The sequence below is a fragment of the Ollibium composti genome, assembly GCF_004801285.1.
In the GTDB taxonomy this organism is placed as follows: Bacteria; Pseudomonadota; Alphaproteobacteria; order Rhizobiales; family Rhizobiaceae; genus Mesorhizobium; species Mesorhizobium composti.
This window is the reverse complement of record NZ_SSNY01000006.1, coordinates 1-20378: the sequence shown is the minus strand read 5'-3', so window position 1 is coordinate 20378 and position 20378 is coordinate 1. Positions and strand designations below refer to the sequence as shown.

Genomic DNA, 20378 nt, shown 5'->3' with positions numbered 1-20378 from the left:
CCGAGCCGCGCGTGGGAATGCGTAGCGGTCATATCCCAGGTACCGTAAGCGTGCCCTATACGGACCTGCTCTGTCCTGACGGCACTTTCCGATCACCGGAAGAATTGCGTGCGCGTTTCTTGACGCTCGGCATGTGCCTGGCCGGGCTGCCGCAGGGTGCGCTTTACGACGGATCCTGGAGCGAATGGGCCGGTCGTCTCGATACTCTCGTGGATCGAGACTGGCTACCGTCTCCTCTTTGAGGTCGATGCCATGAGAAATTTAGGATCTGCTTGAAAAATGCAGATAACAGAACAATGGCCGCCCTGATCTTGCTTCGTCAAAGTTCAATTTGTTTTTCTTCTTCGAAGCGAACGCCGCGCCATCCTCGCGTTCAGCCGCGGTGGTCCAGTCTGGCGACCAGCCTGTCACCCAGCCACTGGAGGGCGCAGACGAGGACGATCAACACCATCACCACCCAGGTCATGACCGCGGTTTCGAAGCGCTGGTAGCCATAGCGGATGGCGAGGTCGCCGAGGCCGCCGGCGCCGATCGCACCGGCCATGGCAGAGGCGCCTACCAGCGTGACCAGCGTGACGGTGAAGCCGGCGACCAGCCCGGGCAGCGCCTCCGGCACCAGCACTTCGCGCACGATCGTCCAGCGGTTGCCGCCCATGGCGCGTGCGGCTTCGATCAACCCATGGTCGACCTCGCGCAGCGACACTTCGGCGATGCGCGCATAGTAGGGCGTGGCGGCGATCGACAGCGGCACGATCGCCGCCCATGTGCCGATCGAGGTGCCGACGATCAGCCGCGTCAGCGGGATCAGCGCGACAAGCAGGATGATGAAGGGCACCGAGCGGAAGCCGTTGACGATGGCGGCCAGCAGGCGGTTGAGCCAGACGTTCTCGGCGATGCCGCCGCGCTCCGTCGCGATCAGCGCCAGCCCCAGCGGCAGGCCGGCGACGAGCGAGATGAAGCCGGAGGCGCCGGTCATCAGGATCGTCTCCCACAGAGAGCGCAGGAAGAGGTCAATCATCGTCTTGGACATGGCCGATCAGTTCCACCTTGACGGCGCGGGCCTGCAGGAAGGCGACGGCCTCCGACGCATGCGCGGCCGCCACGCCGAGGAAGAGGCTCGCCACCGGATGATCCTGGATGTGGTCGACGCCGCCGTGGATCAGCCGGAAGCCGCCCGGCACCGCCGCCGCCAGTTGCGCCAGGAACGGCGCCTCCGCCGCTTCGCCGGCCGCATCGATGCGCAGGATCGCCTCGCCGGTCGGCACGTCGGAAAGCCGCCCGGCGATGGCCGGCGGCAGGCGCGGCCGCGATGCCTCGAGCAGGCTTTGCGTGATGTGCGAGCGCGGCTCGGCGAACACTTTCCACACCGGCCCTTCCTCGACGATGCGGCCGGCGTCGATGACGACGAGGCGGTCGGCGATCGCGCGCACCACCTCCATCTCGTGGGTAATGAGCACAATGGTCAGGCCGAGCCGGCGGTTGATGTCCTTGAGCAGCGCCAGGATCGACCGCGTCGTTTCCGGATCGAGCGCCGAAGTCGCCTCGTCCGACAACAGCAGGGCCGGCCGCGCCGCCAGCGCCCGCGCTATGCCGACGCGCTGCTTCTGGCCGCCCGACAGCGCGGAGGGGTAGCTTCCCGCTTTTTCCGCCAGGCCGACCAGATCGAGGAGTTCCGCCGCCCGCTGCAGCCGCTCGCGCCGCGATTGGCCGGCAATCTTCAGCGGCAGCGCGACGTTGTCCGCCACGGTCTTGGCCGAAAGCAGGTTGAAATGCTGGAAGATCATGCCGATGCGCCGGCGCAGCGGCTGCAACTCGCGTTCCGACAGCCTGGTGGTGTCGCGCCCTTCGATGAGAACCTGCCCCGAATCCGGCCGCTCCAGCCCGTTCAGGCAGCGGATGAGGGTGGACTTGCCGGCGCCGCTGCGGCCGATGATGCCGAGGATCTCGCCCTTGCGCACGCTGAGCGAGACGCCGTTCAGCGCCGCCGTGGCGCCGAAGCTGCGGCGGATGTCGGTGAGGCGCACGACATCGCCCGCCGGGTTGGACGGGGCGGGTGCAAACGCGTCGGCCGCCAGCCGCTCGGCGACGGGAGCGGGCGGCAGAAGTCCTGCGTCGGCAACCGGCATGGCGTTCCTTTCGAGGCGACCGCCGGATGGCGGGCGGCCGTTGCGTTCATCGAATGCGGACGCTCCGGCCTGCAGGTCGGCGCAGGCCGGAGCAGTCGGTTTATCGGCGGATGGGCGCGCTCAGTAGGCGCTGACGCCAGTGCCCTTGTAGACGCGGTCGAACTCGGCCTTGACGGTGTCGTTCTGATAGGACTCGACCAGCGTGCGGACCCACGGCTCGTCCTTCGCCTCGGTCTTGACGGCGATGAAGTTGCGGTAGGGGTTGTCGGCGATCTTCTCCTGGGCGATGCGGTTCTCCGGCGACAGCCCGCTCTTCAGCGCCCAGTCGGTGTTGACGACGGCGGCGTCGAGATCCTCCACCGAACGGCCGACGATGCCGGCGTCGAGTTCCTTGATCTCCAGGTTCTTCGCGTTCTCGGCGATGTCGGTGACGGTTGCGAGGATGCCGGCGCCGTCCTCGAGCCTGATCAGCCCCTCGTCCTGCAGCACACGCAGCGCGCGCCCTTCGTTGGACGGGTCGTTGGGGACGCCGACGACGGCGCCGTCCGGCAGGTCGGCCGCCTTGGCGTATTTCTTCGAATAGAGTCCGATCGGCCAGACGCCCGTATAGCCCACCGGCACGATGTGGTAGCCGTGCGCCTCGATCTGGTTGTCGAGATAGGGCCTGTGCTGGAAGGCGTTGGCGTCGATCTCGCCGCGCTCCAGCGCTTCGTTCGGCTGCGTGTAGTCGTTGAAGAGGACCGTCTCGATGGTCAGGCCGCGCTTGGCGCCTTCGGCGACGACGACGCGCCAGACGTCCTCGTCCTCGCCGCTCATGATGCCGACCTTCACCGTCGTCTTGTCTTCGGCGAAGGTGGGGACCGGTGCAGCGATGCTGGCCAGCACGGCCGCAGCGAGCGCGGCGAGGCCGGCCCGTCTGGTGATTGTGCCCCGCAGCCACCGCTCGAGCGTCGTGGAAAGTTCAGTCATGATGTTTGCCTGCCTGTTCGGATGAACGACCGCGGACAGCGCGGACCTTCTGCCCCTAAAATCGGGAATGCCGCGCCCGCTGACAAAGAACGGCATTTCCCACTTCCGGCAGGATCGGGAAAATCTTCTCAAACTGCGTGGACAGCGCGGCAATCAAATCCGGCGCAGGCGAGGGGCCTATTTGCCGAGACACCAGGCTAGCGAAGGCACCGAACGTAGCCTGATCGATAGCCGCGCCTCGTGGAGGCTGATGGCGCGGCGGGTGCCGCCGTTGAGGTCGGCATCGCACAGGGCGGCGGGATCGTCCAGCGTGGGGTCGTTGACAAAAGTCAGCTTTGCCTCGTCCTCTCATGTGAAAACGAGGCGGATCGGGTGTACGCCGCCGCCCTGTCAGGACTGCGGCTTGACCTCGGCGATCGGCTGTACCGGCGCGCCGGGGAAGATTTTCTGCAGGTTGCCGGCGATGACGCGGTCGCTTTCCGAGACGCCGGAGGAGAGGGCGACGAGATCGCCGTCGACGGGGCCGAGCGACACCAGCCTCTGTTCGACCACGTTGCCCTTGCCGAGGACATAGACGTATTTGCCGAGCTGGCTGGAGCCCAGCGCCGTCTGCGGCACCATCAGCGCGTCCGGCTGCTCGCTGATGTGCAGGCGCACGTGCACGTACTGGCCGGGCAGCAGCGCCAGCGCCGCATTGTCGATGGTGGCGCGTGCGACGACGGTGCCGGTGCCGCTTTCCACCGCGTTGTCGATGAAGGTCAGCGCGCCCGTCAGGCGCGGCTTGGCGTCGCCCGGCAGGAACACGTCGGCCTCTACCGTGCCACCGGCCAGCGCTTTGCGGATCTCGGCCAGTTCCCGCTCGCTCGGGTTGAATGTCACGTAGATCGGCGACAGTTGCACCAGGTCGTTCAGCGGCGTGCCGGCGGCGCTGGAGACGAGCGTGCCTTCCGTCGCCTGGCTGCGGCCCAGCCGGCCGGCGAAGGGGGCGCAGATTTCGGTGTTGCCGAGATTGAGCTCGGCGGTGTGCTGGGCCGCCCGCGACATGGCGAGCGCCGCCTCGGCCTGGTGCACGTCGCTGGCGCGCTGGTCGAAGCCGTCCTTGGCGAGATAGCCGCTCGTCGCCAGCGCGTTGCCGCGGTCGAGCTTGCCGCGCAGGTAATCGAGCGCGGCCGCGTCGCGCTGCACTTGTGCCTTCGCCTGGTCGAGCGCGGCCTGGTAGTCGCTGGCGTCGATCCGGTAGAGCGGGGCGCCGGCCTTGACGTCCGCGCCGTCGGCGGCGAGCTGTTCCTTCAGGTAGCCGGAAGCCCTGGCCTTCAGCGTGACGTTGCGGATCGCCTCTGTGCGGGCGGAATACTCCAGATAGATCGGAATGGTTTTCTTGACGATGCCGACGACCGGCACCGGCATCGCCTGCGGTGCCTGCGCCGGGGCGGTGGCGGCGCCGGCCCTGGTGCTGCCGAAGATGTCGAAATTGTCCCGGCCGAGGCCGTAGGCGCCGGCCAGCGCCAGGACGATGAGCGTTCCGTTGATGCCGAGTTTCAAGTTGCGCATGGTTTTACTCCGATTATTCGGCGGGCTCGGCCGCCGTATGGCCGTGGTCCCGCGCCGAGGACAGCCGTTCGCGCCATTGTTCGAGGACGGCGTAGAAGACCGGCACGAAGACGAGGGTGAGCACGGTCGCCGCCAGCATGCCGCCGAACACGGTGGTGCCGATCGACTGGCGGCTCGCCGCACCCGCACCTGTCGCCCGCATCAGCGGCACGACGCCGAGGATGAAGGCGAAGGCGGTCATCAGGATGGGCCGCAGGCGCAGCTTCGCCGCTTCCGCCGCCGCCTCGATGATCTCCAGCCCCTCCTCGCGCCGCCGCTTGGCGAACTCGACGATGAGGATGGCGTTCTTGGCAGCCAGCCCGATCAGCATGACGAAGCCGATCTGCGAATAGACGTCGATCTGCATGCCGCGCAGCCACAGCGCCGCCAGCGCGCCGAGCAGTGCCAGCGGCACGGCAAGCAGCACCATGAAGGGCATCGACCAGCTTTCGTACTGCGCCGCCAGGATGAGGAAGCAGAAGACGATGGCGAGGCCGAAGACCAGCGTGGCGATCGAGCCGGCACGGATTTCCTGATAGGTGATGCCGGTCCATTCGAAGGCGAAGTCCCGCGGCAGCGCCGTCGCCGCCGCCCGCTGCATGGCGGCGATCGCCTGGCTGGAGGAGAAGCCCGGCGCGGCCGCGCCGTTGACCAGCGCCGAGGGATAGTTGTTGTAGTGCGTCACCGTCTCCGGTCCCGCCATCGGTTTCAGCGTGCCCAGCGTGGAGAGCGGCACCATCTCGCCCGATGCGCTGCGCACATAGAGGCGGGAGATGTCGGTCGGCGCCGCGCGCGCCTGCGGCTCGGCCTGCAGGGTGACGCGGAAGGTGCGGCCGAACAGGTTGAAGTCGTTGACGTAGAGCGAGCCGAGATAGATCTGCAGCGTCGAGAAGATGTCGGGCAGGCTGAGGCCCATCAGCTTGGCCTTGTCGCGGTCGAGGTCGTAGCGGTACTGCGGCGTCGAGGTGGAATAGGTGGTGAACAGCGTGAACGGATTGAGTTCCGGCTGCTTGCGCGCCTCGGCGATCAGCGCCTGCGTGGCCTCGTCCAGCGCCACCGCGCCGCGCCCGGTCAGGTCCTCGACCTGGAACTCGAAGCCGCCGGTGGTGCCGAGGCCCTGGATGGAGGGCGGATCGAAGGCGAGCACCAGCGCGTCGGGAATTTGGATCAGCTTGGCCTGTGCGGCCTCGCGCAGGGCGGTGGCGCTTTCTTGCGGGCCGCGTTCGTTCCACGGCTTCAGCACCGCGAACTGCACGCCGGCGTTGGACTGATTGGCGAAGGTGAGGAAGGAGAAGCCGACGACCGAGCCGACCGATTCGACGCCCGGCAGGCTGCGGATAATTTCCTCCGAGCGTTTCGCCACCGCTTCCGTGCGCTCCACCGAGGCGCCGTCGGGAAGCTGGATGACGACGAAGAAATAGCCCTGGTCCTCGACCGGCAGGAAGGTCGAGGGGATGCGCTGCGCCAGCATGTAGGTGCCGCCGAGCGCCAACACGAAGACGCCGAGCAGCGCCCAGCGCCAGCGCACAAGCCCCCTGATACTGCCGGCATAGACGTCGGACAGCCAGTGGAAGCCGGCGTTGAACCAGCGGAACAGGACGAAGCGGGGCGGGCCTCGATGGCGCAGGAAGACGGCGCTCAGCGCCGGGCTCAGCGTCAGCGAATTGAAGGCCGAGATGGCGAAGGAAATGGCGACCGTCAGCGCGAACTGGTTGTAGAGCCGGCCGGCGACGCCGGGAATGAAGGCGACCGGCACGAAGACGGCGAGAAGCACGCCGGTGGTGGCGATGATCGGCCCCGTCACCTCCTGCATGGCCCGCTTCGCCGCCTGAAGGGGCGGCAGGCCTGCCTCAAGCTGGCGCTCGACGTTTTCCACCACGACGATGGCGTCGTCGACGACAAGGCCGATGGCTAGCACCATGCCGAGCAGGCTCAGCATGTTGAGCGAGAAGCCGAGCAGGTACATCACCGTCAGCGTCGCCACCAGCGACACCGGGATGGCGATGGTGGGGATGATCGTCGCGCGCCAGCTTTGCAGGAAGACGAAGACGACGAGGACGACCAGCGCCAGCGCCTCGACCAGCGTCTTGACGACGTCCTCCATAGCCGCCGAGACGAAGCGCGTGGTATCGTAGAACATGTCGTAGGACATGCCGGCCGGAAAGCGCTTCGACAGTTGCGCCATCTTGGTCTTGACCTGGTTCTGCAGGTCGAGCGCGTTGGTGCCGGGCGCCTGCAGCACCGCCAGCACGACGCTCTGCTGGCCGTTGAAGCTGAAGGAGGAGGAGTAGAGCAGCGCGCCGAGTTCGACGCGGGCGACGTCGCGCAGCCGCACGGCCGCGCCCGTCGTCGGGTCGGCGCGCAGCACGATGTCTCCGAACTGCTGCGGGTCGCTCAGCCGGCCGACGGCGTTGACCTGCACCTCGAAGGCCGTGCCGGCTGGCGCCGGCGACTGGCCGATCTTGCCGGCGGCGACCTGGATGTTCTGCTCGGCGATGGCGTTGTGGACGTCGACGGCGGTGATGCCGAGGCTGGCCAGCCGGTCGGGGTCGAGCCACACGCGCATCGAATAGCGCCGCTCGCCGAAGAACTGCACGTCGCCGACGCCGGGCAGGCGCTTGATGGGATCGAGGATCTGCAGGTAGGCGTAGTTGCTGAGCGTGGTGAAATCGACCGACTTGTCCGGCGAGGTGAGGTTGACCAGCACCGTGAAGTTCGGGTTCTGCTTGGTGACGGTCACGCCCGTCTGGTTGACGATGGCCGGCAGCGCGGGGGCCGCCTGGGAAACGCGGTTCTGCACGTCCATCGCCGCGGTGTCGATCGGATAGCCGACCTGGAAGGAGATGGTGATGCGCGCCGAACCGTCGTTGGAACTGGTCGAGGACATGTAGATCATGCCGGGCACGCCGTTGAGCTGCTGCTCCAGCGGCGTCGTCACGGTATCAGCAACCACCTGCGCGCTGGCGCCCGGATAGTTGGCCGCGACCACGATCTGCGGCGGCGTGATGTCGGGGAATTGCGAAACCGGCAGCAGGAAATAGCAGATGGAGCCGGCCATCACCATGATGATGGCGATCGCCGAGGCGAAGATCGGCCGTTCGATGAAAAACCTAACCATGGGTCGATCCTTGCAGTCCGGCGCCGTCAGCCATCGTTCGCAAGTCAGGACGCCCCCTGGAGCCGGGACGCAAAAAGGCCTGCTTCGCACCATGCGGTGCGCCGCCTTTCTCAGTCTGATCTTGACTTGCGACAGCAGATGTTACTATCTAGTAACAGTAAATGTTACGGGTTGGTAACATTGTCAAGGGCCATTCAGCGACAAGACTGAAGGCGAGGAAACGCTGATGACTGCTCCTGCCAGATTGGCGCCGCCGCCACGCGAACGCATCATCGATGCGGCGCGCGACCTGTTCCGCAAGCACGGCATCAAAGGGATCGGCGTCGACGCCATCGCCGAGGCCGCCGAAAGCAACAAGATGACGCTCTATCGTCACTTCGGCTCGAAGGACGATCTGGTTGTCGTCTGCATCGAGCGGGCCGCGGCCGAAGCCGAGGGTTTCTGGGCGGACCTCAAGGCGGCGCATCCGGATGATCCACGCGCGCAACTCCAGGACTGGGTGAGGCGGGCCGGCGAGTTCGTCACCGTCGCCCATTGCAATTGCGAATTGCTCGATGCCGCCGCACAACTGGTCGAAAGCGACCATCCGGCGCGCCATGTGGTTGAGGAAATCCGCAAGGGCCACAAGCGCCGGCTTGCCGCACTCTGCCGCGACGCCGGCGTCGCCGAGCCGGACCTGCTGGTCGACGCGCTGACCCTTTTGATCGAAGGCGCCCGGTTCAACTGGCGCAGCACCGGGCCGACGGGCGCTGCTGCGCGCTTCGTCGCCATTGCCGAGACCGTGGTAACGGCCTTCATGGCCAAGAGCCCCTGCGGCGGCAGTTCGGGCAGGGCGCACTGACGCACGGTGCTGCTGGCATCTGATCTGCCCGTTTCCACGCCTGCGCCTTCGGGTACATATGGGGCCTGCACGAAAAGCGCATGGCCTCGAAGCAAGTGGCATAGGCGGCGCAAACAAATCGGCCACAACTATCAGCCGTAAAGCGACGTCGCCGGCGATCATGTATAGTTGGCCGAAAGCAAGCCAAAGTGTTTCCGACACGATCCCTTACGCCGACGGCGCAACGAGAAGGCGCCTGACACTAACCAGCGCCCTTCTTCACCCAAAACAGGGGTCCCTTTTGCGTGGAAATACGGGTCCCCGATTCCATGGTCATTGACACGCGAGGGCCCTCCAAACGGATGAAGGCGCGCGCCATCCAAAGGAACGAGCCGGAGACGCGGCTTCCTCCAAGGGCGCATGTCGATCTCCCATCGGCGTTCTCCTCCGTTTCGCGGCGCCCGCATAGCCTCTCACCTGCAATGCAAGCCAGAGGTGTGCGATGAAAGTCATGGTAACCGGCCATCAAGGCTACATAGGCTCGGTGATGGTGCCGATGCTGCTCCAGGCCGGTCATTCGGTGACCGGCTACGACAGCGATCTCTACCGGCGCTGTACCTTTGTCGCGGGCGGAACGCGGATTTCGATTCCCTCGATTCACAAGGATGTCCGTGACGTTTATGCGCGCGATCTCGAAGGGTTCGACGCCGTCATCCACCTCGCGGCTCTCTCCAACGACCCGCTGTCCAATCTCGATCCGGACATCACTTATGAGATCAATCACCGGGGCAGCGTCCGCTTCGCCGTCGCCGCCAAGGAAGCGGGCGTGTCGCGCTTCCTGTTCGCCTCGTCGTGCAGCAACTACGGGCAGGCGGGTGACGGCATGGTGGACGAGACGGGCGAGCTGAAGCCCGTCACGCCCTACGGCTGGTCCAAGGTTCTGTCGGAGCGTGATATTTCTCAACTGGCCGACGGCCGTTTCTCGCCCGTCTATTTCCGCCCGGCCACGGCCTACGGCCTGTCGCCCAGGCTGCGCTTCGACATCGTCCTGAACAACCTCGTCGCCTGGGCAGTGACGAAGGGCGTCATCCTGCTGAAATCCGATGGGACGCCGTGGCGGCCGATCGTCCATATCGAGGACATTTCGCGGGCCTTCATCGCCGGCTTGGAAGCGCCGCGGGAGGTCGTCCATAACCAGGCCTTCAACGTCGGGCGGACCGATCATAACTACCGGATCCGTGACATCGCCGAGATCGTCGCCGAGGTGGTGCCGGGTTGTCGGCTCGAATACGCCTCCGACGCCGGGCCGGACAAGCGCTCCTACCGCGTCAGCTTCGACAAGATCGCCCGCGCCCTACCCGCCTTCAAGCCGCAATGGGACGCGCGCAAGGGTGCCGAGCAGCTTTACCGGGCCTACCGGAAATCGAACGTCACGCTCGAGGACTTCGAGGGGCCGCGCTTCCAGCGGATCGGCCATATCAAGTATCTCATGGCCAAAGGCTTGCTCGACGGGCGGATGCGGCTGTCCGAAGCGCCGAAAGCCCTGCTGGCGGCGGTGTAGCCGGCATGGAGCATGTCAGCCCCGGCGCGCTTGCCCAATCGGCCTCTGCGGGCATCGGCCGGGACATCTACGAGCTGGCCGCGCGGCTTTATCCGATCTGCAGGAGCATTACCGGGGACGGCGTGCGGCAAACGCTGGACATGCTGTCGGACCATATCGATCTGAAACGCCACGAAGTGCCCAGCGGAACGCAGGTGCTCGACTGGGTCGTCCCGGCCGAATGGACCGTCCGCGCAGCGATCATCACCGGTCCGGACGGGCAAAAGGTCGTCGACTTCGCAGATTCGAACTTGCACGTCGTCAACTACAGCCAGCCCTTCACGGGAGCCTTGCCGCTCGGAGAGCTGAAGGCGCATATCCATACGCTGCCGGACCAGCCGGACCTGATCCCCTATCGCACCAGTTACTACGCGCCGGCATGGGGTTTCTGCATGGCGCATGAGCAGGCCGCTGCCCTGCCCGACGGCCTCTACCATGTGGAGATCGATGCCGAACTCAAGGATGGCAGCCTCACCTATGGCGAATACCTGCACCGCGGGCAATCGGAGCGGGAATTCCTTCTATCGGCCCACATCTGCCACCCCTCGCTGGCCAACGACAATTGCTCCGGCCTCGCCCTGTTGGCGCTGCTGGCGAAAAGCCTGAGGGCAAGGAAAACGCGTTACAGCTATCGTTTCCTGTTCGCGCCGGGCACGATCGGCGCGATCACCTGGCTGTCCCGCAACGAGGATCGGCTGCATCTCATCGACCATGGCTTGGTGGTCTCCTGCGTCGGCGACGCTGGCCGGCCGGCCTACAAGCGAAGCCGGCGCGCCGACGCCTTCATCGACCGTGTCATGGCTCATGTGCTGGGTACCGAACCCGGCGCGCGGATGCTCGATTTCTCGCCCTATGGCTATGACGAGCGGCAATATTGTTCGCCGGGTTTCGATCTTCCCGTCGGCATGTTCCAGCGGAGCGTCCACGGCGAGTTTCCCGAGTACCATACGTCGGCCGACAATCTCGACTTCATCGCTCCCGAACATCTGGAGGACTCGTTCCGTATCCTGACGGGGGTGATCGACATCGTCGAAGAGGACTGGACGCCGCTGAACCTTTTTCCCAAGGGCGAGCCGCAACTCGGCCGGCGCGGTCTCTATGCGGCCCTGGGGGGAAATAAGGCTTCGGGCGCGACCTCGATGGCGCTGCTGTGGGTGCTCAACCTGGCCGACGGCAAGCATTCGCTGCTCGCCATGGCGGAACGCTCGGGCCTGCCCTTCGGCGAACTCGCCGCCGCTGCCAGGCTCCTGGTCGAGCACGGTCTGCTGGCCGCCGCTTCGTAGACTCTGTCCGATGCGCTAGCGGACGGGCGGCCACGACCGGTCGCGTTCCGACATCGCCGTTGGGCTTTCGGGCCAATCGATCGAGAAGGCGGGGTCGTTGTAGCGCGCGCCCGTCGAAGCGTGCGGCGTGTAGAACTGGGATATGAGGTAGGAGACCTCGGTATCGTCGGTGAGCGTCTGGAGCCCGTGGGCGAAGCCGGCGGGAATGTAGAGCTGCCGGCGGTTCTCGTGCGTCAGCTCGAAGCCAAGCCAGCGGTAGCGGGTTGGTGAGTTCGGCCGCATGTCGACGACGACGTCGAAGATCGCCCCGCGCACGCAGGAGACGAGCTTGACCTCGGCATACGGTTCCCTCTGATAGTGCAGTCCCCGCAGCGTTCCCTTGGCCGTCGAACACGATCGGCTGTGCTGGACGAAGCGCGTCACCAGCCCGCAATCGGCCATCTCCTTTTCGCAGAAGAAGCGGGTGAACGAGCCCCGGTCGTCGACCATCGGCGTCGGCTCGATCAGCCAGACGCCCTTCAATTCCGTCTCGGTAAACCGCATGGCACTCCAGCCCCCGGCGGCCGATCACGACCGGCGCCCCGATTTTCCGGGGGCCCGGTGCGCGCCGGAAGAGCTACCTAAGCGCTAGCCGGCTTCTCCGATAGCGGTAGGGCGGGATGGGCCGCCTGACCATTCGGCGGTCGCGCCGTCACCGCCGCCTGTCCCTTTCCCTATTAAGGATTAAGGCCCCCGTCGGATTGGCAAATCGAACCCCGCGTTCCTCCCCCCTAGCCTGCCCAGGTGCCCACGAAGGCACGGCAGGCGACGCCAGGCCGGCGTACCTGCGAATTTCAACCGGCCGGCGGGAGCGGGGAATGAATATTCAGGCAGTCGAAATCGTTCGCGAGGCCAAGGCCGCGCACGCGTTTGCGGGGTGCAGATTGTGCGGGTCGCGTTTGCGTCACACTCTGGTCGACCTCGGTATGTCGCCGCCTTGCGAGAATTTCCTGCGGGCCGACCAGCTCGACCAGATGGAAGCCTACTATCCGCTGAACGTGCTGGTCTGCGACACCTGCTATCTGGTGCAGCTCAAGGAATATATGAGCCCCGAGTCGATCTTCAGCGAATACGCCTATTTTTCCTCCTACTCGGCAAGCTGGGTGGCCCATGCGAAGGCCTATTGCGAGGCCATGGCCAAGCGGCTCGACCTTGGTGGCCACAGCCTTGCCGTCGAACTGGCGAGCAACGACGGCTATCTGCTGCAGCATTTCCTGCCGCTCGGCGTACCGGTGCTGGGCGTCGAGCCGGCGGCCAATGTCGCGCGCGCCGCGATCGAAAAGGGCGTGCCCACCCGCGTCGATTTCTTCGGCGTCCGGCTGGCGAGGCAGATGGTGGCCGAAGGGCTCCGCGCCGATCTCATCACCGGCAACAACGTGCTCGCCCAGGTGCCCGACCTCAACGATTTCGTCGCCGGCATGAAGATACTGCTGAAGCCCGAGGGCGTCGTCACGCTGGAGTTTCCGCATATCGAGCGGCTGATGGCCGAGAACCAGTTCGATACGATCTACCACGAGCATTTTTCGTATTTTTCGCTGCTGACCATCAATCTGATGGCCGCCCGCCACGGACTGCGGCTGATCGATGTCGAGGAACTGCCCACCCATGGCGGCTCGCTCCGCGTCTATCTCGCCCACGAGAACAGCAGCAGGCCGGTCGGCGAAAGGGTCGGCAGGCTGCTCGATCTCGAAAAGCGGCACGGGCTGACGGACATGGCCACCTATGCCTCGTTCGGCCACAAGGCGCAGCGTGCCAAGCGCGATCTGCTGGCGTTCCTGATTGCGGCCAAGAACGAAGGCAAGAAAGTCTGTGGCTACGGCGCGCCGGGCAAGGGCAACACGCTGCTCAACTATTGCGCCATCGGCACCGACTTCCTGGACTTCACGGTCGACCGCAACCCCTACAAACACGGCCGCTTCACGCCCGGCATGCACATTCCGATCAGGCCCGTCGAGGCCATCGACCATGCCAAGCCCGACTACATCCTGATCCTGCCGTGGAATCTCAAGGCCGAGATCGTCGAACAGATGCATCACGTATCCGCATGGAACGCGAAATTCGTGGTGCCGATCCCCTTCGTCACAGTGATCGATCCATCGGAGTTACCGAGATGAAAGTCGTCTTGTTCTGCGGCGGCCGCGGCACGCGCATCCGCGATTATTCCGAGAGCATTCCCAAGCCCATGATCCCGCTCGGCCATCAGCCGATCCTGCGTCATGTCATGCAGTGGTACAGCGACTACGGGCACGACGAGTTCATCCTGTGTCTGGGCTTCAAGGCCAACGTCATCAAGGATTTCTTCCTGCACACGCGGCCGGAGACCTTTTCCGACTGTGTGGTTTCGCATGGCGGGGAAAGCATCGAACTGCTTGGCGATACGGTCAAGGACTGGAGCGTTACGCTGCTCGACACGGGCATCTGGCGCAACATCGGCGAACGCCTGTGGGCCGCGCGCGACCACGTCAGGAACGAGAAGATGTTCCTGGCCAACTATTCCGACGGGCTGACCGACGTGAACCTCGACGACATGATCGCCAGGTTCGAGGCAAGCGGCAAGATCGGCTGCTTCCTCGCCGTACACGCGCCGCTGACATACCATCTGGCCGATATCGCCGAAGACGGTCGCGTCCGCGAGATCCGTCCGGCAGAAACCTCGGAGATCTGGATCAACGGCGGCTACTTCCTCTTCCGGCCCGAAGTCTTCGACTACATGCGCGACGGCGAGGAACTGGTGATCGAGCCTTTCAAGCGGCTGATCGACGACAACATGCTGATGGCCTACAAATACGAAGGCTTCTGGCGCTCGATGGATACGCTGCGCGACTGGCAGTCGCTCGAAGACATGGTCGAGAAAGGCGACATGCCGTGGAACATGAAGGTCGCCGCCGAGAAGAACAGGCGCTCCATCATGCTGGCCGCGTCATGAAGGCACTCGGCCTCGCGCGCCCTGGAGAAAAGCTTTCGATCCTCTGCCTGGGCGCCCATTCCGACGACATCGAGATCGGCGCCGGCGGCACGATCCTCTCCCTGATCGATTCAGGCGTCGAGCTGCACGTCCATTGGTGCGTGCTGAGCGCCGGCGGCGAGCGCTCGCACGAGGGGCGCGCATCGGCGGAAGCCTTCCTGAAAGGAGCGGCGTCGGCCGTCGTCGACGTTGCGGATTTCGAGGACAGCTACTTTCCCTCCAACAGCCGGTCGATCAAGCGGTGGATGATCGACCTCAGGGCGCGCACGCATCCCGACGTGGTGTTCACGCACGCCAGGCGGGATGCCCATCAGGATCACCGGGAGGTCAACCAGCTGACCTGGAACGTCTTTCGCGACCATCTGGTGCTCGAATACGAAATCCCGAAATGGGATGGCGACCTCGGCCGGCCGAACGCCTATGTGCCGCTCGCCGCCGCGCTTCTCGAACGCAAGGTCGAGCTTCTCCATGCGCATTTCGGAACCCAGCGTTCCAAGGACTGGTTCGACCGCGAGACCTTTATAGGGCTTGCCAGGCTGCGTGGCATGGAATGCCGCGCGCCCGAGCATTTCGCCGAGGCTTTCACGCTCCGCAAGGCGAGAATCCTCTAATGAACATCTCGCCAAGAAAACCGTCAGCAGATGTCAGTGGATGACGGGCGAAAGCCCTTTTAACCTATCTGCGTATCTGCTAATGAACTTTTATTATTTCCCGGCGCAATAAAGTTCGCAGAAACGGCCGGCAAAGAAAAAATCAAAACAAGCACATTTTTTCAACGCATGCAGAAGTGAGGGGGAGGGTTCATCAAGGTGGACCACGCAAGATTTGCGGACGGGTTTTCGCTGAATGAAGCCCGTATCGGTACGGTCGAGGGCGGAGAAAGCGGCGTTCTTGTCTGGAAGTCCGACCAGCTGGTCGCGATCCTGACCAGGATCGATGAGGAAGAATACGCGACAAAAGGCAAGTGGTTCCTCGAGACGGGTTTCGGGCGTCTGAGCGGCCAGCACAGAAATTTCGATACGATCGAGGAAGCGGTCAGCTGGGTAGGCCGGCACACTTTCTCCGATCTTGCCTGCTCCGCCGATTGACGGCGGATCCCGCCGGTCGCCCGTATCGTATCCATGGCAATGGAGTCCGCGAAGACGTGACCTACGCGGACTCCAGCGATACGAAAAATCCTTGGCCTACTTTTCGGTCAACATGCCTTCGGCGAAGAGATCGTTGACCTTGTAGGCGACTTCCGTGCGATTGGTCGCCTTCAGTTTTTTCATGATGTTTCGGATATGGACCTTCACGGTGCTTTCGCGCAGGTTCAATTCATAGGCGATGATCTTGTTCGCCTTGCCGCGCCGGAGCGCCTGGGCGACCTCGGCTTGCCTGAGGGTGAACATGCTCGACAGGGGTTGCGTGTCGCGGTGGCCCGAGTCGATCAGGTGCCGGACGGAGAGGACGCTGCTGGCGGGCACGAAGATGCCTCCCGCCACTGCAAGGTTGATCGCCTCGACGCAGACGTCGATGCCGACCGACGTCGGGATATAGCCTTTTGCGCCGCATTCAAGCGCCGCCAATATCTGTGCAAGATCCTCGTTGTCTGCCAGGACGACGACGGGAACCGCCTTGAATTCGGACGCTATGCGGGCGATTTCGCCGGCCGTGGTGGGATCGGTGACCTTTCGACCGCCAAGATTGAAAAGTATGGCGACCAGCGGAGGAGCGGAAGCCTTCTTCACGCCCCAGTCTTCGATCGAACTGGCGGCGACAACCGCCATGCCGAGCTGGTGATCAACGAGAGCCGACGCGAGACATTCCCGATCGAGCGCCCTTCCATCCAATATGAGGAGACATTCCTTGTAGAAAGCACTGTCGGTTCCCCCCATGGGAACCACTGGCTGTCGTGCGGCCGTGTAACTATGAAGTCCCGCTGTTGAACTCATCGCGCCCACCTTTTGAACAAGGCGTTTCCCGGGCCGGCAAATCTTGGTTCCACGATCTAGAAGAATGACCCCGCCCTGAGAACGCCTGAGACTGGATGGCATCGGCGCAACGTCGATGGCGGCCCTGCCGATGCCTGAATTAAGAACCGTCTCGTACATACTATGGGTAATTTACCAGCGGTCTCTAACTTGGGTTAATTTTTTATAAATATCTGGGTCGAAAACGTATCTATGAAATGATCAAAATTCAGTGAGCGCGACACTGTATTGCCGCACGGCATCTGCGAGCTGGAAACAGCTGGAGAAAGACTGAATAGGAGGAGAATACTAGGTCAAGTACTCTCTTTCGAAGCCTGATAACTTTATAAGATTTCTGCGGTCAAACATCTTTACATGACCGGATTTGAAAGAGACCAGATCGGCCTTCCGCAGTTCCCTCAGCGTCCGGTTAACGTGGACAGGGGTCATGCCCAGGATGTCCGCGAGCTCGTTCTGGGTGAGAGGACAGTCGTATTCCTCATGGGTCGACAGGCCGACATCGGTCAGCCGCTCATCCAGTTCGAGAAGGAAATGGGCGGTTCTGCATATCGCGTTCCGTCGCCCGATATTTACCAGGTGCTCGGCAAGAATGGCGTTCAGGCGCGCCAGCGACCGGGTGATCTTACGGGCCAGATCACCGTCCGCCAGGAAATTCTCGAGCAACACCCTTGCCGATATTTCATAGACGGCCACCTCCGTTATGGACATCAGCGACGCGAAACGTGGTCCGCTCATGGACCGCAGGCCGATAGTGTCGCCCGCAAGTGGAGTGTCGAGGATTTGACGTTCTCCGTCCGGCAATTCGCGGTAAAGGAGGCACCAACCCGATTTCACGATGAATATCGTGTCGTTTTCATCATCCTGGCGGCAGAGGATCGAATGCGGTTTGTAGACTTTCGGGGCAACCCCGACATGATTGTTGTTGCCCCAGTCGCTTGTCGATGGAGCTCCCCCGGCCGGATGTGATGCCAAGAACTGCGACAGTGTCTGCATGAAGACCTGCGAGTTTTCACAACCTCAACACAACTTGCAATGCTTGAATATGAAGCGCCAGATCAAGGCGGCCTTGTGGCGGCAAGCTGGGTTTTCGTGCTCGCAGACACTTCGCGTGACAAGCGACGGCCGGCTGGATCATCCTGGCGTCTTGCACATACCAAGGCGATAAAAGATAAGGGTGCATTGTAACAGCGCGTAGACGTTCCGACGGCTTCGCTGTTACTTTCATGCTATTCCTTGCCCTGCCGCCGGCCCGCCGACCCTGATCGTGACGGAGCCGGTTGTGCGCATGCGCAGCCGGTGCTGCCCGAGCAGGATGGCCGTGCGCCTTGCGCGGACCCTCGTGGCGGAAACAACGGCAAAACCGATGAAGAAGAGGAGGCCCGGGTCGGCGCTGCCGCCGGAAACGGTATTGGCGACGATGCTGGCGAGGGCAGCGTTCCTGACGCTTGCGACCACGGCGCAGGTTTCCGGCTCCATCCACTGCCGCATCCTTGCGGTTCCGATGGCGAGGATGCCGACCAGGATCGCCATCATCAGCGATCCGAAGGCGCCAAGCTGGGAGAGAACTGCGATCGGCCAGCTCGATGCCCGCGAACTGCCGAAGCCGATTCCCAGCCCGCTGGTGTCGAGGAAAGACTGGAGGCTCTTGATGTTCCAGTAGGCCCGCTCCTCGCCGGAGGCGGAGGTCGCCTTGTTGATAAGGGTCGTGTTGATCAGGCGCACGAAAGGATCCAGGACGCCAGCGTTGTAGAGGCTGATGCCCATGACCGTGACGGCAGCCAAGACGACGATGACCAGGATCTGTATCTCCTCGCGCTCGAATCGCCCTTTGAAGGCCGACACCGACATCGAGAGGGCGACCGGGATGCACAGGACCGCCAGTCCGACATAGGCGGTCGAGGACGTCGACAGAACGGTCAGCAGCAGCAGCAGCCCGGTCAGCCATTGCGCAAGGCGCGAGCCGGCCCTTCTCCAGTAGGTATAGCAGAATGCCAGGCAGGCGAGGGAGGCGCCGGCGAAGGAAGAGGCTTCGGAAAAGGCGCCCGTGATCCGCGCGAACCCGGCCTCGACCGCGTCCGTCAGAAGGGCGTAGCTGGCGGTCCTGATCGGAGCGAGCAGGTCTCCCGCTCCGACGTTCTTGCCGACGAGGTCGATCAGTCCCATACCCGTGTGCAGGCAGCACCAGAGGAAGAAACCGCGGCGCAGCTCGGCGATCTTGTCGGCGCGCAGAAGCAGCACGCAAAGCGCGATGGCGGTGAGGCCACCGAGAATGAAATAGCCCGTCTGCGAAATGTTGGCGGAGACCGGAGCCAGGGAAGCTTCGACGATCGCGCCCCGGGTCTTCGACTGGACGAAGACGGCGGTCTGGCCTGCGAAGAACCTTGGAAACAGCCACGCTCCGATGGCCGCGTATGTCATGAGGCTTATCAGAATCCAAAGCGAGCGGATGCTCCCCAGTGCGCCGCCAAGCTCATACCAGATGTGGCGTCTCGCGGTGACCGCCGTCACCAGCAGCATCGCGAACAGCGTATAGATGAGAGGAGAGGAGCCGCCGAGCGACGTCAGGGTCATGGCGGCCGTCGAGCCGAACGCAAGCGACGCAAGCAGCCCGACGATCAGCGTGCCACGCGAGTAGAGCGCGACGATCAGGATGACGGCGCATACGCTCAGTCCCGCAATCGAGAGCTGCATGGTCGCCGGCCTTTCCGCTTCAGTCCCGGTCTCGATGCCTGCCAGGCGGCAGAGACTGCCCCTAGACTGCATCCTTCGGGAGATGGCGGGGAGAGACAAGGCCGCTAAATGAGGTAGCCGCCGGGCGCCCCGCAACGGAAGGATGCGCGGAAGATACGCCTTCCGGATGAGCCGTCTCCAAGTCTTGACTTGCGACCGTCGCGACGGGGGGCGTCGCGATCCGGTCGAATATCCTCATGTCGGGATACCAACTTCCATATTGACACGTATCCTCAAGCTGTTGATCGATGCCGTTCCGACAAGGCTCAGCGCGAAGGCGCGGGACAATTTTCCAGGATGAGCGACATGGCCGCCATGCTCGGCGAGTCCGTCGGCGCCCCCTGCCTGCGCAAGGATTGACCCATGCCGTTTTCCACCGAGAGACCGTATACCATGACAGATTCCTATCCGTTCCGCGACCCCGCCAATCCCGGCGCCCCGGTCATCCCGCGCCCGGACTGGGACCGTGCGCCATGGAATCGCTGGACCTTCCAGCATGTGCGCGAAATGATGCCGACGGCGCAGGTCTGGCGTGGGAAGGGCCCGGCAAGCCCGCTGCCCGAGGCACATCAGGACATCGACCGGGTCGGTTTCGAGGTCGATGGCCGCCGCGACACGATCGCCGGCTTTCTTGGCACCAGCTTCAACGACGGCCTGCTCGTCCTGCATCGTGGCAGGATCGTCGCCGAACGCTACCACAACGGCATGAGCGCGCACACGCTGCATCTGTCCCAATCGGTGGCGAAATCGGTTGTCGGCACCGTCGCTGGTATCCTCGTCGGTCGCGGCGTCGTCGATCCGGCGGCGCCTGTCACAGAATACCTGCCCGAGTTGGACGCCACCGCCTATCGTGGCGCGACGGTGCAGAACGTGCTCGACATGACGAGCGGAGTGGTCTTCGACGAAACCTACACGGCGCTCGATTCGCATATGGCCAAGATCGACGCCGCCAGCGGCTGGAAGGAACGCCGGCATGCGGATTGGCCGGCTTCGGTGTGGGAACTGATCCTGACGCTGACCGAGACGGAATGCGCCCATGGTGTTGATTTCCGCTGAGAGCTGACCCGGGATTGAGGGATTTTTCCATTGAGAAGTGACCCATGTTTGAACCCACCCCTGCTGGTTGATTGCAGGGGACTTTGGAGTGATAGACATGGCGTTACTG

Annotated in this window: 17 protein-coding genes; 7 read left to right on the top strand and 10 right to left on the bottom strand. The window is 63.9% G+C overall.

What is annotated here, in order from left to right; all coding sequences use genetic code 11:
• Positions 1-373: 373 nt before the first annotated feature.
• From E6C48_RS11470 to E6C48_RS11450, 5 genes are all read right to left on the bottom strand, one after another.
• Positions 374-1030 carry a methionine ABC transporter permease gene (locus tag E6C48_RS11470; protein ID WP_136357276.1) on the bottom strand — a complete coding sequence of 219 codons (657 nt, stop codon included), beginning with the start codon at positions 1028-1030 and terminating at the stop codon, positions 374-376.
• Positions 1011-2126 carry a methionine ABC transporter ATP-binding protein gene (locus E6C48_RS11465; protein WP_136357274.1) on the bottom strand — a complete coding sequence of 372 codons (1116 nt, stop codon included), beginning with the start codon at positions 2124-2126 and terminating at the stop codon, positions 1011-1013. The genes E6C48_RS11470 and E6C48_RS11465 overlap by 20 nt, the downstream gene beginning before the upstream one ends.
• A gap of 120 nt (positions 2127-2246) precedes the next feature.
• Entirely contained in the window at positions 2247-3095 is an 849-nt protein-coding gene (locus tag E6C48_RS11460) for a MetQ/NlpA family lipoprotein (protein WP_136357272.1), read from the bottom strand.
• Positions 3096-3485: 390 nt separating this feature from the next.
• Complete coding sequence (locus tag E6C48_RS11455; RefSeq protein WP_136357270.1) at positions 3486-4646, bottom strand: efflux RND transporter periplasmic adaptor subunit; 1161 nt, start codon at positions 4644-4646, stop codon at positions 3486-3488.
• A gap of 13 nt (positions 4647-4659) precedes the next feature.
• Complete coding sequence (locus E6C48_RS11450; protein WP_136357268.1) at positions 4660-7803, bottom strand: efflux RND transporter permease subunit; 3144 nt, start codon at positions 7801-7803, stop codon at positions 4660-4662.
• A gap of 226 nt (positions 7804-8029) precedes the next feature.
• Here E6C48_RS11450 and E6C48_RS11445 point away from each other — a divergent pair, with 226 nt between their 5' ends.
• The 3 genes from E6C48_RS11445 (at position 8030) to E6C48_RS11435 (ending at position 11506) form a co-directional block, all read left to right on the top strand.
• On the top strand, positions 8030-8644 hold the full coding sequence (locus tag E6C48_RS11445) for a TetR/AcrR family transcriptional regulator (protein ID WP_136357266.1): 615 nt from the start codon (positions 8030-8032) through the stop codon (positions 8642-8644).
• A gap of 481 nt (positions 8645-9125) precedes the next feature.
• Complete coding sequence (locus E6C48_RS11440) at positions 9126-10184, top strand: NAD-dependent epimerase/dehydratase family protein (RefSeq protein WP_136357264.1); 1059 nt, start codon at positions 9126-9128, stop codon at positions 10182-10184.
• A gap of 5 nt (positions 10185-10189) precedes the next feature.
• Entirely contained in the window at positions 10190-11506 is a 1317-nt protein-coding gene (locus tag E6C48_RS11435) for a DUF4910 domain-containing protein (protein WP_136357263.1), read from the top strand.
• A gap of 15 nt (positions 11507-11521) precedes the next feature.
• Here E6C48_RS11435 and rfbC read toward each other — a convergent pair whose 3' ends face one another.
• Complete coding sequence (rfbC, locus tag E6C48_RS11430; RefSeq protein WP_136357261.1) at positions 11522-12049, bottom strand: dTDP-4-dehydrorhamnose 3,5-epimerase; 528 nt, start codon at positions 12047-12049, stop codon at positions 11522-11524.
• Between the two features lie 314 nt (positions 12050-12363).
• Between rfbC and E6C48_RS11425 the strand changes: the two genes are divergently transcribed.
• The 3 genes from E6C48_RS11425 to E6C48_RS11415 are packed head-to-tail and all read left to right on the top strand — an operon-like array spanning position 12364 to position 15121.
• Complete coding sequence (locus E6C48_RS11425) at positions 12364-13659, top strand: class I SAM-dependent methyltransferase (protein WP_136357259.1); 1296 nt, start codon at positions 12364-12366, stop codon at positions 13657-13659.
• Positions 13656-14471, top strand: coding sequence for a sugar phosphate nucleotidyltransferase (locus E6C48_RS11420; protein WP_136357257.1), 816 nt, complete (start codon positions 13656-13658; stop codon positions 14469-14471). Before E6C48_RS11425 ends, E6C48_RS11420 begins: the two co-directional genes overlap by 4 nt.
• Positions 14468-15121, top strand: coding sequence for a PIG-L deacetylase family protein (locus tag E6C48_RS11415; protein WP_136357255.1), 654 nt, complete (start codon positions 14468-14470; stop codon positions 15119-15121). The genes E6C48_RS11420 and E6C48_RS11415 overlap by 4 nt, the downstream gene beginning before the upstream one ends.
• 93 nt (positions 15122-15214) lie before the next feature.
• Here the strand turns inward: E6C48_RS11415 and E6C48_RS22545 are convergent, their stop codons facing one another.
• From E6C48_RS22545 to E6C48_RS11395, 4 genes are all read right to left on the bottom strand, one after another.
• Positions 15215-15565, bottom strand: a complete 351-nt coding sequence (locus tag E6C48_RS22545; protein WP_168734512.1) for a hypothetical protein — start codon at positions 15563-15565, stop codon at positions 15215-15217.
• 129 nt (positions 15566-15694) lie between these two features.
• Positions 15695-16387 carry a response regulator transcription factor gene (locus E6C48_RS11405; protein ID WP_230978740.1) on the bottom strand — a complete coding sequence of 231 codons (693 nt, stop codon included), beginning with the start codon at positions 16385-16387 and terminating at the stop codon, positions 15695-15697.
• Positions 16388-16771: 384 nt separating this feature from the next.
• Positions 16772-17476, bottom strand: coding sequence for a Crp/Fnr family transcriptional regulator (locus E6C48_RS11400; protein ID WP_136357251.1), 705 nt, complete (start codon positions 17474-17476; stop codon positions 16772-16774).
• Positions 17477-17704: 228 nt separating this feature from the next.
• On the bottom strand, positions 17705-19309 hold the full coding sequence (locus tag E6C48_RS11395; protein WP_206086478.1) for a hypothetical protein: 1605 nt from the start codon (positions 19307-19309) through the stop codon (positions 17705-17707).
• Positions 19310-19606: 297 nt separating this feature from the next.
• On the opposite strand from E6C48_RS11395, the gene E6C48_RS11390 reads away from it, so the two are divergent.
• The gene (locus E6C48_RS11390) at positions 19607-20269 is read left to right on the top strand and encodes a serine hydrolase (RefSeq protein ID WP_136357249.1); all 663 of its coding nucleotides are present in this window, start codon (positions 19607-19609) and stop codon (positions 20267-20269) included.
• Positions 20270-20378: the final 109 nt, after the last annotated feature.

Excerpts from the sequence above, each read along its gene's own strand:
- E6C48_RS11470 (WP_136357276.1), bottom strand. The coding sequence starts at position 1,030 with ATGTCCAAGACGATGATTGACCTCTTCCTGCGCTCTCTGTGGGAGACG.
- E6C48_RS11465 (WP_136357274.1), bottom strand. The coding sequence starts at position 2,126 with ATGCCGGTTGCCGACGCAGGACTTCTGCCGCCCGCTCCCGTCGCCGAG.
- E6C48_RS11460 (WP_136357272.1), bottom strand. The coding sequence starts at position 3,095 with ATGACTGAACTTTCCACGACGCTCGAGCGGTGGCTGCGGGGCACAATC.
- E6C48_RS11455 (WP_136357270.1), bottom strand. The coding sequence starts at position 4,646 with ATGCGCAACTTGAAACTCGGCATCAACGGAACGCTCATCGTCCTGGCG.
- E6C48_RS11450 (WP_136357268.1), bottom strand. The coding sequence starts at position 7,803 with ATGGTTAGGTTTTTCATCGAACGGCCGATCTTCGCCTCGGCGATCGCC.
- E6C48_RS11445 (WP_136357266.1), top strand. The coding sequence starts at position 8,030 with ATGACTGCTCCTGCCAGATTGGCGCCGCCGCCACGCGAACGCATCATC.
- E6C48_RS11440 (WP_136357264.1), top strand. The coding sequence starts at position 9,126 with ATGAAAGTCATGGTAACCGGCCATCAAGGCTACATAGGCTCGGTGATG.
- E6C48_RS11435 (WP_136357263.1), top strand. The coding sequence starts at position 10,190 with ATGGAGCATGTCAGCCCCGGCGCGCTTGCCCAATCGGCCTCTGCGGGC.
- rfbC (WP_136357261.1), bottom strand. The coding sequence starts at position 12,049 with ATGCGGTTTACCGAGACGGAATTGAAGGGCGTCTGGCTGATCGAGCCG.
- E6C48_RS11425 (WP_136357259.1), top strand. The coding sequence starts at position 12,364 with ATGAATATTCAGGCAGTCGAAATCGTTCGCGAGGCCAAGGCCGCGCAC.
- E6C48_RS11420 (WP_136357257.1), top strand. The coding sequence starts at position 13,656 with ATGAAAGTCGTCTTGTTCTGCGGCGGCCGCGGCACGCGCATCCGCGAT.
- E6C48_RS11415 (WP_136357255.1), top strand. The coding sequence starts at position 14,468 with ATGAAGGCACTCGGCCTCGCGCGCCCTGGAGAAAAGCTTTCGATCCTC.
- E6C48_RS11405 (WP_230978740.1), bottom strand. The coding sequence starts at position 16,387 with ATGGGGGGAACCGACAGTGCTTTCTACAAGGAATGTCTCCTCATATTG.
- E6C48_RS11400 (WP_136357251.1), bottom strand. The coding sequence starts at position 17,476 with ATGCAGACACTGTCGCAGTTCTTGGCATCACATCCGGCCGGGGGAGCT.
- E6C48_RS11390 (WP_136357249.1), top strand. The coding sequence starts at position 19,607 with ATGACAGATTCCTATCCGTTCCGCGACCCCGCCAATCCCGGCGCCCCG.